The organism is Pseudoalteromonas sp. DL2-H2.2, assembly GCF_021532535.1.
Taxonomy (GTDB): Bacteria; Pseudomonadota; Gammaproteobacteria; order Enterobacterales; family Alteromonadaceae; genus Pseudoalteromonas; species Pseudoalteromonas rubra_A.
Genome location: NZ_JAKGBD010000013.1, coordinates 88174 through 103238, shown reverse-complemented (window position 1 = coordinate 103238; position 15065 = coordinate 88174). Strand labels below are relative to the sequence as shown.

The following is a 15065-nucleotide window of genomic DNA, read 5'->3' as shown; positions in this document are numbered from 1 at the left end:
ACCCGCTAATGCTCCTCTGTGGTCGTGTTATCTTGTTGCGCCAGGGTCAGTTTGCCCTGGGTGCAATCTTCGACGGGTGACACATGCGACTCGACGGAAGAAATATAGCATTGTTTGAGCAGCGAGCAATAACAGGTAAAGACCTCTACCTGCTCCGATATATCATCAATTTTATCCCATAAGCGATTGTTAAAATTGCTTTTTTGCATGGTGAAAAGGGGCAGCGTGGCGCCGTTGGCAAGCAATGAATGTTCGGCCCGGCTGGTAATATACCAGCCAAACTTGGCGAGCACGTTAACCTCGTTGTCGTCCTGCTGCGCAGTATCAAGTGCTTCGCGATACGCGCTGATGTTACAGCAGGCATCGAACAGGGCTGTGAGCGAGTCATAGGCCTGGCCGCGGTAGTGGTATTGCACCCATTCAATCAGGGCGGGGCCGGTGCCCGAGTTCAGAATGCCAATGGTGATCCTGGGCCTTTCTGCCTCAAGGTCAAAGTTACTGTAGCTAAATTGCAGCCAGGGCCAGGTTTCGGCTTCCAGTTGTCGCTCTGCGGCGGCCACTTGCTCCTGTGCGGCCTTGGCCTGCATATAGGTGGCATAAAAAGACGCGGCCGAGATCAGCATGGCGCACAGTGCCAGCACAGTATTCATCTTGGAGCGTGACAGGCGCAATTGCTTGCCCCTAAAAAACCGCTTTGGTTTGGCCTGCTGTGTCTCGTCAGGCTGATGAGGGTCGTCCTGTACGGGGGTTATGTGGTGCGTGTTATCCACCTCGCTTGAGGTGGTTTGCTGTTGCGTCATGGGGCGAGTCCTGTCGAAGTACGTTTAAGGGGCCGAAAGATGAATGGCAAGGGTTTCTCCCAGCCTTAGCCGGTTGGTGTCGCGCTGGTTCCAGCGTTTCAGGTCCTTGACCGAGACACCAAACTGCCTGGCGATCCGCCACAAACTGTCGCCGCGTTTAACCACGTAATCCAGTGTTTCTGAGCGCGATGGCAACAGCAAAGTCTGGCCGATGCGGATCATATCGTTGCTGAGCTGGTTAAACTGACGCAGTTCAGCGACCGACAAACCATGCTGTTTTGCTATCCTGCTCAGGCTGTCGCCACGGCGCACCACCACCTTTTGCCAGCGAGTATCTGGTAATGTCTGAAAATCAGCGGCTGCCAGCTGCCACTCCTGCGTGCGGGTTGTTGGCACCAGCACATGGCCTGGCCCGTTAAGCAGCACCGGGAAGCGGCGAAAGCCCGGGTTGAGCACTTCCAGCTCTGCCCAGTTGTGTTGCTCGGGTAAGATCACGGCTTTATCCAGGGCCAGTTGAGTAAAGGCTGGCTGGTTGTCGATGGCCGGAAAATGCATGCGCTGTTGTTTTAGCAGGGCGGCGGCGGCCAGAAGCTTAGGCACGTAATGGCGGGTTTGTTTTGGTAATTTAAGCGAAAAAAAGTCGGTCGGCTTACCGGCTTTGCGATTGCGGGCAATGGCGGTGGCAACCCGGCCTTCGCCGGTGTTATAGGCGGCAATGGCGTGATACCAGTCGCCATCAAAACGCTTGTTCAGATAGAGCAAAAAATCCAGCGCCGCCTGAGTGGATTGGATCAGATCCTGCCGTCCATCAAACCAGGGATTAATGGTAACGCCGTAATGTTTTGCGATTAACGGAGTGAGCTGCCACAGTCCGGAGGCGTGTTTTTCCGAATAGGCCTGAGCGTTAAAGTCGCTTTCGATCAGCGGCATCAGCGCCAGCTCAATGGGCAGGCCACGGCGCTCCACCTCAGTCACCAGGTAATACAGGTAGGGTTGAGCCCGTTCGCTGATGGTGTGCATATAATTCGGGTGTTGCAGATACCAGTTAACCCGCGCCAGCACTCTGGGGTGGGAAGAGGGGGCAAAGCTCAGCTGCATGCGGATACGCTGCCAGACATCATCACTGGTGTGGGGCGTTGGCAGTGCGGGTAACGGCCTGTCCGGCTCGAATGAGACCTTGGGTGTATTGTGTGTGGTCGCCAGACTATCATCAAGGTGGCTATCTGAGCGGGTAGACTGACATCCACTGAGTGCGATCAGGGTTATCAACAGGGCAAGGATTCTGGCTGGCATCGGACTATTTGGCATTATTATTATTGGTTTTGATTGTATATAAATTGGGAATTTTTGCCACTCTTGTTGGTTGTGGTTGATCGCACTGGCCGAACTGTACGTAAATTGAGCTACACTCATATCCAAGGGCAAACCGTTTTTTGCCTGAATAGTTTGCACCGTCAGGGGGTAGTTATGTTACGTTCCGAGCTAAAAAATGAACTGGATCAAAACCATATGGATGCCGTGATCCTCAGTTATGCCGACTCCAACCATTATCTGGCCGGCGGGCTTGATGCGCTGGGCAATTATCATTTGCTGACCGACCGCGACGGCAAAACCCTGACTTACAATTCCCTGCGTGAAGCCGAGCTGGTGCTCAGTGAACTGGGTGCCACTCAGGCCACCTTTGATATGGAAACCGCTTACGATGAAATGATCGGCAATGTCAGCGATGGCCACTGCCGTTTTGTTATGCCGCTTAATAAAGCCTCACTGTAGCAATATTGTGCCACTGGCGTGCGCCTCATCCGGATGATGGGGCGCATGCTAATGGCGCACGCCGCTTAAATCAAGCCCGGTTAATGGAAGGTTTCGTGGCTAAAGCGTAAATGCTTAGCGTCTTCCATCAGCTGTCGAAAGTCCGACTGATCCAGTTGTAGCAAGTGCCTGTGGTCGCCCGACTCAATATACACATGGGGCAGATTGAGCAACAGGTCGTCATAGACGATATCCAGGTGATAGGCTTCAGCAATCGGTGGTACAGCTCCCGGGCTACAGTCTGCGAACAGCCGATAAACCTGGCGCTCTTTCATCAGGTGAAAGCGCCTTTTCAGGGCATCGTTCAGTCTGCTCAGGCTGATTTTGTAGTTGGCGGGCAACACCGCCATCAGGCGTTTGCTTTCGTGATCTTCCAGTATCACAGCCTTTGCCAGCTGCGGTAAAGGAATTTGGCTAAGATAAGCCGAACCAAGGGATGACTGGCTCTCAACGTGTTCGATAACACGGTAAGGGATGAGGTGTGTGTCTAAGTAGGCACTGATACGATGAGTCATGGGACCTCCTCGCGTTTACTTACAGTGCAACTAAGTATAGACGAGCAGGCCCTGATCGGGTGGAAAATTCGACTCAGCGTTTTTCTGGTACGCTCAGGAGCATATGGCCGCGTGCATAATCCAGTGTCATCAGAAAGTGTTTAAGCGCATTATAGCCTACTATCCCTCTGACTTTTTTGCCTTTTACCATGCTACGTATACTTCCTTGTGTTCAGCAATGGGTAGTGCCCGACGCCAAACTAAAGCTGACCACTGAGCGTCAGGCTTAGCTGAGGCTGTATGGTTTCATCCAGCACGGCTCTGTGCGCCGGGGTATGGCTGCGATCAGGCTCGTACAGGACTCGGGTATAGCGGTATTTTGCCTTATTAAGCGTGTTCATTTCGGCCCGCAGTGATAATCCATCGCCAATCTGAGTCTGGATAAAGGCACTGAGTTCTGTGCCTGCCCGCTCGGTCAACACCTCATTATGATAGTACTCGCGCAGGCGGGTAGGCAAAAAGGCCTCGACCCCCCAGGATAACTTGGCCTGATCGCGACGAAACCCGACGATGAATTCGTGTGGGGTCAGATCCGTGATTGGACGCACACCGCTGAGTGGATCGTCATATCGTGCGTCCCGCCAGGTGTAGCTTAGCTCGATACGGCTGGCACTGAGCAGGCGGTCGGTATTGATGCTCCATTCGCTGTCCAGGCCAAAGTAACGGGCGCGTCCGGCATTATTGATGGCGCCATTACCATCGCTTTGTAGCTGATATTCCTGGATATCTTTTTGCCATTGGTAGAGCGGGCTGAGGGTGAATTCAAACCAGCCGGGCCGCTCATATTGCCAGGTGAGCATCAGCTCAGTGTATTGCATTGGCTTTAACTGAGTGGCACCACTTTGGGTGCGCGAGAAACCGCTGCTCTGCGAGGCCTGAAACAGTGCAAAGTCGAGCTGTTCAACCTGGTGTTGTGCACTGAAGGTCAGCTGTGAATGTTCGCTGAGGTCATGTCCCAGCTTAAGCTGCGGCTTGAGCAAGCGATGTTTCAGCGACTGCTTGGTGTCGATACCCGCGGTCAGAGTCGCCTGCTCCAGCGCGAGTTTGCCCGACAGCTGCCAGTTAGGCGCAATGGGCCAGCTGGCCGCCACAAAGGGCTCAAAACGTGTTTCAGTGACCTTGCTGTGTTCAATATCGCCCCCATCCCAGGTGTTAGCCGTTACTGAGTTGTAACTGCCTTCAATACCCATACTGGGTTGCAGGGCGAGCGTCGGATTACCATACGCCAGCCTGAGCACCTGTTCGCGCTCGCGCTCATCTTGCTCAAAGGTCACAAATGCCGGTTCCGGGCTTTGCCACTCTTGTATAGACAAGTCGGTTTGCGCTTGTCTGGCAAGGCCTGTGAGTTGCCATTGCCAGTCATCGGGCATGACCGTGAGCCAGTCAAAGCCCAGCTCATATTCGTCTACCTGCTCGTTGTCTGTGGTGCCATTTACCGGGGCAGGCTCAGCAGGTGTCCAGCGATAGCGCGTACGCCAGTCGGTTTGTTGGGCTGAGGCATTCAGTTGCAAGCTGCCATGGCTCAGTTGGGTTCTGCTGATCAAAGCCAGCTGCACGCCCTGCTCGCGCTCTGCAAAATGCTCCTGCTCGATACTGGCCGGCTGCTGCGACTGAGCATCGGTATACTGGGTGAGCACACCGGATGAATACGCATGGTTGTTTAGCCACTTCACGCTTGCCGTATGTTGCCAGTCAGCGTGGCTGGTTTGCAGACTTAACATGGCTTCGTTCAGTGTGTGGTCGCTATGCTGAGATTGCATGCTGGCACGCCAATCTATGGAGCCTGCTTGCGCTTTTTTAATGATATTTACCACCTGAGTGTATTCACTGAGCTGGCTGAACGGGTGCTGACCACTGTACAACTCCAGCGCGGCTATCTGGCCGACAGGCAGCTGACGCAGCAGGGTTTCGATGGAGTCGGATTTAGATAAGGGCACCGCGCCGTCTATCAGGACATTACTGCTGGCCCCGCTGAGGCCACGTTCATTGTTACCTTCACTCAGTACAAAGGTGGGCAACTGATTGAGCAGATCCAGTGCATGCTGGGCATTAAACTTAGCCAGCGCATTGTGATCAAACACTTTGTCGGCTGGTTGCTGGCCATAGGCAGGAGCCAGCAAAGAACACAGCAGCAACGAAGGTGGCAGTACAGGTTTCATCAGGTTCATACAACGCTCCTTGAAAGTTGACGCCATATTACGACATTCAAACCAAAGGAAACAAAACCTTAGGGGTAAGTTGTGGCTGTCCGGGATGAATGGACCGGGACTGTTTTCTCGTCCCGACCAGGGTGGGACGAATGGTGAGTATGTTTTTTAGACGCTTTGGGTGAAGCGCGCTTTTACTTCCTGTTTGTAGCCTTTACTCAGGGCAACCTGTGCGCCACCGCACAGCTGAATAATGGCGCTGCCAGAGGGCTTGTTCTGGATCCGCTCTATGGCCGACAGGTTAACCGCATGCGAGCGATGGGTGCGGACAAATTGCGGTGGCAGTTGCGCCATTAGCTCTTTCAGGGTGCCGCGCTTTAGGTACTGCTGCGTGCGGGTGTGGATCTCCATATAATTGCTGGCTGCGCTAATATGAGTGATGTCGTTGTAAGCCACCAGGGCTTTATCTCTGCCCTGATCGACCCATAACGCTTGCTGATCCTGCTGAGGGTCGGCAGTGGTGCGCAGCCGGGTGTGCCATAAAATAGTGATCACAAACAGCACCAGCAGATGGGAAGGCGCAAAGTAGTAGAGTGTATAGGCAATCGGGTCGTCCAGCGCGACCAGATCGAATAAGGCCTGTAACAGCATGGCAATAAAGTAGGCGGCTGTCATGATTTTCAAAAATGCGCTGGTGTCTACCCGAGGTGCCGGTTCAAGCCGGGCCAGCGCACGAAATAGCGCAGGCGTTAACAGATACCACAAGCCCCATTCCTGCACTGCCCACCACAGCGGGTTGTTGAGCCGCTCGCCTTCGGGCACCGACCAGTCGTGCAGCAAGTCAATAAAGGTCAAAAAGCCAATCACCAGCGTCCAGCCACATAGCGACAGTAACCATTCTTGTCTGATCCGAGCCGACACGAAAATTTCCCATATTTGATACACCGGCATATTTTAGCATTCTGCTAACGGATGTGAAGCCAAACCAAACAGCGATCACTCAAGCGTCATAAACATCAGCCCGCACCGCAGGTAGCGTTAGTACGTCTATCCCACAACCGTCTTCTGAGATCCCAGTACACAGTTATTTCCGTCATCCCGGCCAGCGAGCCGGGAACCACTCACAGCCCGCACCGCAGATAGGTTTTATATGCCCAACCCGCAGCCATCTTCCGTCATCCCGGCCAACGAGCCGGGAACCACTCACAGCCCACATCGTAGTTAGGTTTTATATGCCCAACCCGCAACCATCTTCCGTCATCCCGGCCAACGAGCCGGGAACCACTTACAGCCCACATCGTAGTTAGGTTTTATATGCCCAACCCGCAACCATCTTCCGTCATCCCGGCCAACGAGCCGGGAACCACTTACAGCCCACATCGCAGTAGGTTTTATACGCCCAGTCCGCAGCCGTCTTCCGTCATCCCGGCCAACGAGCCGGGAACCACTTACAGCCCGTACCGCAGGTCGGTTCTATACGCCCAATTCACACCCAAACCCATACCGCCCAACATGATTAAAATTTAACTTGTTTCGAACGTTAAGTTTCGACTATAATTCCGAAACGTTCGAAACGAAACTTATAAATTTATATAAAACCACGATGACCAAGCGCAATACACAACAACGCAGACACACAATCCTTGCCATGGTAAACGAGCAAGGTGAAGTAAGCGTGGAAGCCTTAGCCAGTGAATTTGCCACATCGGAAGTTACGATTCGAAAGGATTTAACCGCATTAGAAAAAAGCGGTCTGCTACTACGTCGCTACGGGGGCGCTGTGGCGCTGCCGCAAGAGATTGTTGCCAAAAGCGATGATGAGCGCGATACGCTGCGCAAAGTGGCCATTGCCAAAGCCGCCGCCGCGCTGATAAAAGATCACCATCGCATTATCATCGACAGTGGCCGTACTACCGCAGCCATGATCCCGGAGCTGGCGCAAAAGCGCGGGCTGGTGGTCATGACCAATGCCATAAATATTGCCAACCGCTTGTTGGCACTGGAAAACGAGCCTACCTTATTGATGACCGGTGGCACCTGGGACCCCCATTCGGAGTCGTTTCAGGGGCAGGTTGCCGAACAGGTTTTGCGCTCCTATGATTTTGATACCTTGTTCATTGGTGCCGACGGCATAGATGTGGCAAGGGGCACCACCACGTTCAATGAGCTGGTGGGATTAAGCCAGGTCATGGCCGAAGCGGCCCGTGACGTGGTTGTACTGGTCGAATCTGAGAAGATCGGCCGCAGAATACCGAATTTAGAATTGCCCTGGGATCAGGTCACGACCTTGATCACCGACAACAACCTGGCTGCCGACTTGCGCCAGGCGATCGAGGCCCGTGGCGTACAGCTGATCTGTGCAGAGGTAGAATGACAACACACAACGTGCAATTAATGGAGAGTTTATGTGTGGTATAGTTGGTGCGGTAGCAGAACGTCCTGTTAACCGTATTTTGATCGAAGGTTTAAAGCGTCTTGAGTACCGTGGATACGATTCAGCCGGTGTCGCACTAAGCGAAGCTGGCACCCTGAATACGGTTAAGGCTGTGGGTAAAGTGGTAAACCTGGAAGCGGCTGTGGCCGAAGCCGGTGTCAGCGGACACACAGGTATTGCGCACACACGCTGGGCTACACATGGTGGTGTAACCGAAGTAAATGCTCACCCACATATTTCAAACGGCGAAATTGCGCTGGTACACAACGGCATCATCGAAAACCATGAGTCACTACGTAACGTACTTAAAGACGATGGCTACACCTTCGAGTCTGATACCGACACCGAAGTGATGGTTCACCTGATCCACCAACTGCGTCAGCAGCACGACTCTCTGCTGGACTCGGTTAAAGCCGCGGTTAAGCAGCTTGAAGGCGCTTACGGTACTGTGGTATTCGACAAAGCCAACGACAACGAAATCATCGTGGCCCGTTCAGGCAGCCCGCTGGTGATTGGCTTAGGCCTGGGCGAAAACTTTATCGCGTCTGATCAGCTGGCACTGCTGGCGGTTACACGCAACTTTATCTTCTTAGAAGAAGGCGATGTGGCACGCATCACTCGCGATACGGTTGAAATTTACGACGTCAACGGTGAACGTGTTGAGCGTGAAGTAGTTGAATCGAACATTTCTCAGGATGTCTCGGGCAAAGGTGAATACCGCCACTACATGCTTAAAGAAATTTACGAGCAGCCAATGGCCGTGCGCAACACGCTGGAAGGTCGTTTAGACGGCGACAAAGTCTCGGTAGATGCGTTTGGTGATAAAGCAAACCAGATCTTTAAAGACGTTAAACACGTTCAGATCATTGCTTGTGGTACGTCTTACCACTCAGGCATGGTGGCACGTTACTGGCTAGAGCAATACGCAGGCGTAAGCTGTAATGTCGAAATTGCCTCTGAATTCCGCTATCGAGAGTCGTTCGTACACGAAAACAGCTTACTTGTAACCATTTCTCAGTCTGGTGAAACTGCCGATACCCTGGCTGCACTGCGTTTGGCCAAAGAGCAGGGTTACATGGCTTCTATGACCATTTGTAACGTGCCGGGCTCATCACTGGTACGCGAATCCGACCTGGCCTTTATGACCAAAGCCGGTGCCGAAATTGGCGTAGCGTCAACGAAAGCGTTTACCACGCAATTAGTGGGCTTACTGATGCTAACGGCGTCAATCGCACAGGAAAAAGGCCGCGACCAGAGCGTGATCGTCAACGCCATCAAGACTTTGCCAAACAAACTGGAAGAGTCACTGAACATGGCTGAAGGCATCGAAGCGCTGGCAGAAGAGTTCGCCGACAAGCACCACTCATTGTTCCTGGGCCGTGGTTCACAGTACCCAATCGCAATGGAAGGCGCGCTTAAGCTTAAAGAAATCTCGTACATTCATGCTGAAGCTTACGCCGCAGGCGAGCTGAAGCACGGCCCACTGGCCCTGATCGATGCCGACATGCCAATCATCGTCGTCGCGCCAAACAACGAGCTGCTTGAAAAGCTGAAGTCAAACGTTGAAGAAGTCCGCGCCCGCGGCGGCATCATCTACGTCTTCGCCGACAAAGACTCCAACTTCGCATCAGACGACACCATGCGCGTAATGAACGTGAATCACGTAGAAGACATCATTGCCCCGGTTGTCTATACAATCCCGCTACAGCTACTGTCGTACTACGTTGCCGTGATCAAAGGCACCGACGTCGACCAGCCGAGAAACCTGGCTAAGTCAGTTACGGTAGAGTAAGTTGGGTTAGATTGAACAATAAAGATGTGGCTTAGGAATAAAGATTCATACTAAGTATTAAAGTATCATCCTAAGTAATAAAGTTTCATACTCATATTGCGGTTTTCCTCTCAGATGTCATGACACACGTATATTTTTATTTCATGTGTGTCTAAGGGAAGCCGCAATTTTTCCTTTCAGGTTGCTGTGCATGATTTCTAATCCCTAGAAGTAATCCAGTAGTTTGTTAGCCTCTGCTATCTAGCCTTTCACGTTCATACCAGTTCTGCTTAGTTTTTTTAACCCAGGTTAAAATACTTCCCTGCTCCAATTACGAATAATGATGTCATCAAGCCAAGAGCTGGAAAGTGTATTTCTTAGCGGTATTTTCCACCGAGGAACCCCTTTGTTGTGTGGTCTTTTAAGGTTTTGCTGTACAGCAAATTCATCTTTCTGACTCTGCTAGAGTGGCTTGTGTCCATTAAATGAATTGTTAAGGTGTCTTCATATGAAATTACGAGATAAAGGCAAGATTGAAGTTAGTGGTGTAATGAGTAAAAAAGGAGCTGATGAGGCGTGTAGGTTAATTGCTAAGGTGCGTTGTATAGAGTCTGCCTGCCGGGGCGGATCGTTACTGATTGCTGCATTGTGCCTTTTGGTGAAGGCAGTGATCGAGATAAACCTATGAGGGTTCAATAGGACAACGGTAAATTGCATTCTGGCCAGAATTAGTTGATGTTTCGCTGCAATTGAGCGCTCACAGTGATTCCATCAATGAATAAATTTGCATCACACTTTCACTCTAGCTATGCTGAAATTTCAATCAGTTATAGCGGTATATTATGTCTAGGAAGATTGGCCATACTGAGGCTCAATATCGTAAGTGGATCAAAGAAGGGCGCGGTGCTGGCGACAATCAAGATTACAAGCCTTGGTTGACTGATTACGATGCACCTTCAGACGGTCGTGTACATCGGGTTTTTGGTTATAAATCAAAACGCACTCATCATTTATTATCCGATCTTGAACTATCCATGTTTTACTTGCTCGAGTGGCGGGAGGATGTGCTGCAAGTCAAAGAGCAGTTCCCTCTAGAGCGCGAGATAACGCTTGAGTTAGCGGAATCTGCGGGTATCAAGCACCCAAATGTTCGTGGCGTTGACCAATACCTTTCAAGAGACTTCTTTGTTGAAACAACCTCAAGAGATCTTCCCTACTTTGCGCTACAGGGCAAATATGTCAGCTCATTTGAGGATCAGCGAAAAATAGAGATACTCGAGATCGAAAAGTGCTTTTGACTGGAAAAGAAGTAGATTGTATTGATTCTTTGAGCGTTCTTACTCATCCCGCCCCAAGATAAAATCAATACAGGGGCAATTGAAGTCTTCACCGAACATAAGGTGAAGATGATAAATCTGCTCTATGGTCATAACCGATCTGCCGGATTCGAAGTTGCTGATGGTGGATTGGTCTACATTCAGTTTGGCGGCCAGCTGGGCTTGGGAGAGTTTGTGATCGCGCCTTAGGTTGCGCAGGTTTACCTGTAGCGCTCTTAGCATGCGGTTGACCTTCTTGCTCCTGATGTGGTTGTTGTTTTTCATTGTTTCCTTTTCCTTTTGAATCAACCGGTTTAGTAAAATTAGCGGGCGTTTTATGGCTTAAAGGTATGCTACCGGAATGTGAGTCCAATAGGTTTGACAATATACGTTTAGTTTTCTTATCATTAACATTTGTGGTTGTTTAGATTGGGCACCTTTGTGCTGCTCGTAAGCGAGGTAAAAAACCAAGGATAGAAAATTGACTCTCGATTCAAAACATCTGGTTCAGCAGCTAAGGCTCTCTGGGCCTTACAGTGTGGTACAGTTTGCAAAAAAATTGGGTGTATCAAAGCAGACCGTGTATAACTGGGAGAGCGGGAAAACAGCACCAGACCTGCCTCAGCTCATCAGAATGTATGTGGTTTGTGGGCTAAATCCTAGGTCGCTTTTGCCTCAGAAGAAACAGCAAGGAGAGGTTAAAGAAGACCCCGGAATTTCTGAATGAGACACTTCTTTCACAGCAGTTCACTTGTTACACTCGAAGCGTTATTTAACTCAACAATTAGGGAATAATATGAAAAATACGATTAAAAAAAAGCACTTAAAAACATTGAATGCATTTAGTCTAAAGGCTGTAGCGGGGGCCAGCGGCGTGTCTGGTGGAGGTGGTCAGGTAGACCCTCAATTTGCACCTATCGACCCTGCTTTTCTGAAAGGGCAAAACAAGCCTAACTAATTTCCAGGATTTATATGGACGTTTTATCTCAAATATCAGTAGACCATAATCATTTGATGAATATTTTCATATGGTTTGCGCTCGTCATTGCCGTTTTTGCCAGCCGAAACAGTCCTAATGTCAGGTGGGTAGCGTGCAGTATACTTGTCGCCAGAACGGTCGATATACTGCTGTATGGTTGGGCACTGACAACCGAGGGTTGGTTTTACCTGATTATGAGTGTGCAGGATGCGGCGCTTATCCTGTTGATTATAAAACGTCACGCTTTGGCTTCGGCCTTAGTCGGGCTCAGGCTGGGTACGCTGAGCCAGTTTGCCAAAGACTGCCTGTCTAACTTTAAGATGACCTCGAACGAGCTGATGTATGTGTTGATTCTATCCGTGTCTGTTGTGGTTAATATGGCGGCGCTGATAGAGCGTGAAATCAGGCAATTCACCGAGTTCAAACCCATGTTTATCTACAACGCCTATGAACCCATCAAGCTGGTGCTTACGCTGTTATCGGTGTTGGCTATTCTGTCTTTAACGATAGATGCGGTACGCGGGTTTTATTCTCAGGATAAGGTGGAAGACGGTCAGCGGCAGTGATTAAGTTTAGTCGTTGTTTTTAAAGCAGTAAAATAGCAAAAAACCGCTCTGGTTGTTGTAGTCACTAGAGCGGTTTTCTAGTTTTGGCTGCCTACGTTTGTTTGTAATGGCGTTGTTTCCCAAATCATTGAACTAATTTAGCCTTGTGTGATCAGCTCGGTAGAAGCGGATGGCGCTTATGGTACTAGAGGCTGTTATGCCGAAGTGGTGGCCAAAAAGGCCGACGCAGTGATCCCTCCAAGGTGTAACGCGCTGTTGTGGGAGGATGGACATGCTCGCAACAGCGCGGTCATTTTAACAAAGCACTTAGGTAGCAGTGAGTGGAAAAAGTATGTGAACAACCATCAATGTTCACTGGCGGAAACAGTAATGTATCGGTATAAACAGCTAATGGGTGACAAGCTGGTCAGTCGTGGATTCAATCAGCAGCACACTGAAGCGGTGATCAAAGTGAAAGTGCTTAATTTAAGTATTAAAGAATCGTATTAACTTGCACTAACTTGCCCTAACTAGAGCTGACGTTGCTTGGTGGATAAAAGTCGCTTGAGTGATATTATAATTTACTTTAAGTAAACTATAGCGTTCTTTTTATATGGTTGTGAGGCAAGCATGGATAAATTAAGAGCTATCACTGTTTTTCGTCGTGTTATTGAATTAGGTAGCTTTAAAGCGGCTGCTGAAGACATGGGGCTGTCCAAGGCCGCCATCAGTAAAAACATCAATGAATTAGAAGACTACCTTAAAAGCCCTTTAATCAATCGCACCACCAGAAGAATGCATATCACTGAAAATGGGCAACGCTATTATGATCATGTGCGAACTATCTTAGATGAGTTATCACACGCAGATCTCTCTATTATAGAGTCTTCACACCAACTCAGTGGCTTAATTAAAGTCAGTGTTCCCATGTCTATGGGGATCTTGAAATTAAATCCTGCAATATGCGATTTTATGCAATTACATCCAGAAATTTCTATTGAAGTGACATTGGGTGATCACTACGTAGATCTCGTTGAACAAGGTTTAGATGTTGCCATTCGTGGCGGAGGAGCGTTACAAAACTCTAGTCTAAAATCGCGAAAACTGCTCGATATGAAACGTGTTCTGTGTGCTTCGCCAAAGTATATTGAACGAGCCGATGCGTTATCATCCCCTGACGATCTCAGCCAACATAATTGCTTAATCTATAGCTTGTCATCATCCCCCAGACATTGGGTATTTCGACAACATGATGAAAAGAAGGCAATCGACTTAACTTCAGGCTCCTATGTTGTTAATAATGGTCTCGCCTTAAAGCAGGCCGTTATTGCAGGGATTGGCATTGCGCTTACCCCTGAGATTTTCGTTGATGAAGCATTAAAATCAGGAGAGTTGGTTAAGCTATTACCACAATGGCAAGCAGAAACGCATGCACTTTACGCTATTTACCCTTATCACAAAGCGCAATCTCAAAAGGTACGCACGTTTATTGACTTCTTAATCGACTACTTCGCTAAATGAGCCAGCCACTAAGAAAATCACCAGTAATGATAGGAGATGGTATTTTAAGTTTTTCATAAGCAACCTTCTTTATATTCGGGTAATTGAACGGCCTACTGAGGAGCTTGAACGTTTCTTGAGGGGACTTGTGTAACCTGCCTTTATCTGCTGATGAACAATATTTTGATTCAAAAACGCGATAACACTCTTACATATGAATATTTCTTATCCAGTGATCTTTGGTTTGATTTTTGATTGCTTTGTTTACTTAAAGTAAACAGTCAGTTCACTGAGTTGATGTTTTTCAACCATCTTATGTGCCGTAGACTTAGCTTCGTTAATCAAGCTTAGACAAATGAAGACATTAAAATCTGCCTGAGGAGAAGAGAGTCATGAAAAAATTACTTAACCTAGTATTTATTACAGTGATATCCACTGGAGCGGCAGCCCAAAGTGTTGCAAATACAATTTCAACACAAGGTCAGCTGACACTTTCTTATAGTGATGGCAGAAAAGCAACGACAGGCGTAGACAAGGTAAATGCGGTATTAAAATCTGCGGGAGTACGTGTCAGTACCTTACCGTTGCCAAAAGAAGCAACTCCAATACTTGAAGCGTCAAAAACACGAGCAATTACTGAAGCCGAAAGCGAAAAGCTACTTTCTATTTTCTCATTACATCGGGGACAATTGCTAGAGCAAATTGAGAAAGCAGGTCGTAAACCTGAGATGCATCGGGGTGGCTTTTTATCAACATCTGAAGTTGGTGTAGCGCCGTACCCAAAAGTTTATGATATGAAAGCAATGACACCTGAGGTTATGGCATTCCTGCAAGATAAATTTGGCAGGCTTCACGTAAATAGCTCAGAAAGTGGCGTTGGCATTGATGAAGTTATGACGATTGTTTCGGGTGGTCCGTGGACATGGTTTTTCTTACTACCTGATAATGTAGTCGGTAAATTAACATTAGGTCACGTAGGCATTGGCGGACAAGCATGGAGAATTAGTTACCCTGGTTTAGTGCCACATGGCGGTTACTTGGATTCTGAATATGGACTTGTAGTAGCCTATGCGCATGGCCCAAAAAACTTCGTAATGCGATATGAAGATCCAAGTGTTGAAGGCGCAGAGCTTTTAGGTACTAACTCATGGATTGATTTTACTGGCAAAACTCCTAAATTGTTGGACTAACGTCTATTAGCCTTCGA

General features: G+C 49.1%; 17 protein-coding genes. 11 read left to right on the top strand and 6 right to left on the bottom strand.

Annotated elements, in window-relative coordinates:
• Positions 1 to 5 precede the first annotated feature (5 nt).
• Both L1285_RS19025 and L1285_RS19020 read right to left on the bottom strand, forming a co-directional pair.
• Positions 6 to 800, bottom strand: a complete 795-nt coding sequence (locus L1285_RS19025; RefSeq protein WP_235413741.1) for a hypothetical protein — start codon at positions 798 to 800, stop codon at positions 6 to 8.
• Between the two features lie 24 nt (positions 801 to 824).
• Entirely contained in the window at positions 825 to 2093 is a 1269-nt protein-coding gene (locus L1285_RS19020) for a LysM peptidoglycan-binding domain-containing protein (RefSeq protein WP_235413739.1), read from the bottom strand.
• 174 nt (positions 2094 to 2267) lie between these two features.
• On the opposite strand from L1285_RS19020, the gene L1285_RS19015 reads away from it, so the two are divergent.
• Positions 2268 to 2573: a DUF6482 family protein gene (locus L1285_RS19015; protein WP_125718576.1), complete on the top strand. Its 306-nt coding sequence runs from the start codon at positions 2268 to 2270 to the stop codon at positions 2571 to 2573.
• An 80-nt stretch (positions 2574 to 2653) separates the two neighbouring features.
• Here the strand turns inward: L1285_RS19015 and L1285_RS19010 are convergent, their stop codons facing one another.
• The 3 genes from L1285_RS19010 to L1285_RS19000 all read right to left on the bottom strand — a co-directional run bounded on the left by L1285_RS19010 (position 2654) and on the right by L1285_RS19000 (position 6234).
• Positions 2654 to 3127, bottom strand: coding sequence for an aminoacyl-tRNA deacylase (locus tag L1285_RS19010; protein WP_235413737.1), 474 nt, complete (start codon positions 3125 to 3127; stop codon positions 2654 to 2656).
• Positions 3128 to 3366: 239 nt separating this feature from the next.
• Positions 3367 to 5334, bottom strand: coding sequence for a TonB-dependent receptor plug domain-containing protein (locus L1285_RS19005; RefSeq protein ID WP_235413736.1), 1968 nt, complete (start codon positions 5332 to 5334; stop codon positions 3367 to 3369).
• Between the two features lie 147 nt (positions 5335 to 5481).
• Positions 5482 to 6234 carry a LytTR family DNA-binding domain-containing protein gene (locus tag L1285_RS19000; protein WP_235413734.1) on the bottom strand — a complete coding sequence of 251 codons (753 nt, stop codon included), beginning with the start codon at positions 6232 to 6234 and terminating at the stop codon, positions 5482 to 5484.
• Positions 6235 to 6916: 682 nt separating this feature from the next.
• On the opposite strand from L1285_RS19000, the gene L1285_RS18995 reads away from it, so the two are divergent.
• The 4 genes from L1285_RS18995 (at position 6917) to L1285_RS18980 (ending at position 10816) form a co-directional block, all read left to right on the top strand.
• Positions 6917 to 7687 (top strand): DeoR/GlpR family DNA-binding transcription regulator, encoded by a 771-nt coding sequence (locus L1285_RS18995; RefSeq protein ID WP_235413732.1) that lies wholly within the window; start codon positions 6917 to 6919, stop codon positions 7685 to 7687.
• Positions 7688 to 7718: 31 nt separating this feature from the next.
• Positions 7719 to 9539, top strand: a complete 1821-nt coding sequence (glmS, locus tag L1285_RS18990) for a glutamine--fructose-6-phosphate transaminase (isomerizing) (protein WP_235413730.1) — start codon at positions 7719 to 7721, stop codon at positions 9537 to 9539.
• Between the two features lie 487 nt (positions 9540 to 10026).
• Positions 10027 to 10206 carry a hypothetical protein gene (locus L1285_RS18985; RefSeq protein WP_235413728.1) on the top strand — a complete coding sequence of 60 codons (180 nt, stop codon included), beginning with the start codon at positions 10027 to 10029 and terminating at the stop codon, positions 10204 to 10206.
• Between the two features lie 154 nt (positions 10207 to 10360).
• Positions 10361 to 10816, top strand: coding sequence for a TnsA endonuclease N-terminal domain-containing protein (locus L1285_RS18980; RefSeq protein WP_235413727.1), 456 nt, complete (start codon positions 10361 to 10363; stop codon positions 10814 to 10816).
• 39 nt (positions 10817 to 10855) lie between these two features.
• Here L1285_RS18980 and L1285_RS18975 read toward each other — a convergent pair whose 3' ends face one another.
• A complete protein-coding gene (locus L1285_RS18975) occupies positions 10856 to 11077 on the bottom strand; it encodes a helix-turn-helix domain-containing protein (RefSeq protein WP_235413725.1) in 222 nt (73 codons plus the stop codon).
• 238 nt (positions 11078 to 11315) lie between these two features.
• Between L1285_RS18975 and L1285_RS18970 the strand changes: the two genes are divergently transcribed.
• From L1285_RS18970 to L1285_RS18945, 6 genes are all read left to right on the top strand, one after another.
• On the top strand, positions 11316 to 11561 hold the full coding sequence (locus L1285_RS18970; protein ID WP_235413724.1) for a helix-turn-helix transcriptional regulator: 246 nt from the start codon (positions 11316 to 11318) through the stop codon (positions 11559 to 11561).
• 69 nt (positions 11562 to 11630) lie between these two features.
• Entirely contained in the window at positions 11631 to 11792 is a 162-nt protein-coding gene (locus tag L1285_RS18965; protein ID WP_164518247.1) for a hypothetical protein, read from the top strand.
• Positions 11793 to 11848: 56 nt separating this feature from the next.
• Complete coding sequence (locus L1285_RS18960) at positions 11849 to 12379, top strand: hypothetical protein (protein ID WP_235413723.1); 531 nt, start codon at positions 11849 to 11851, stop codon at positions 12377 to 12379.
• A gap of 147 nt (positions 12380 to 12526) precedes the next feature.
• Complete coding sequence (locus tag L1285_RS18955) at positions 12527 to 12868, top strand: transposase (RefSeq protein WP_235413722.1); 342 nt, start codon at positions 12527 to 12529, stop codon at positions 12866 to 12868.
• A 120-nt stretch (positions 12869 to 12988) separates the two neighbouring features.
• On the top strand, positions 12989 to 13879 hold the full coding sequence (locus L1285_RS18950; protein ID WP_235413721.1) for a LysR family transcriptional regulator: 891 nt from the start codon (positions 12989 to 12991) through the stop codon (positions 13877 to 13879).
• 371 nt (positions 13880 to 14250) lie between these two features.
• Positions 14251 to 15048, top strand: a complete 798-nt coding sequence (locus L1285_RS18945; RefSeq protein WP_235413720.1) for a hypothetical protein — start codon at positions 14251 to 14253, stop codon at positions 15046 to 15048.
• Positions 15049 to 15065: the final 17 nt, after the last annotated feature.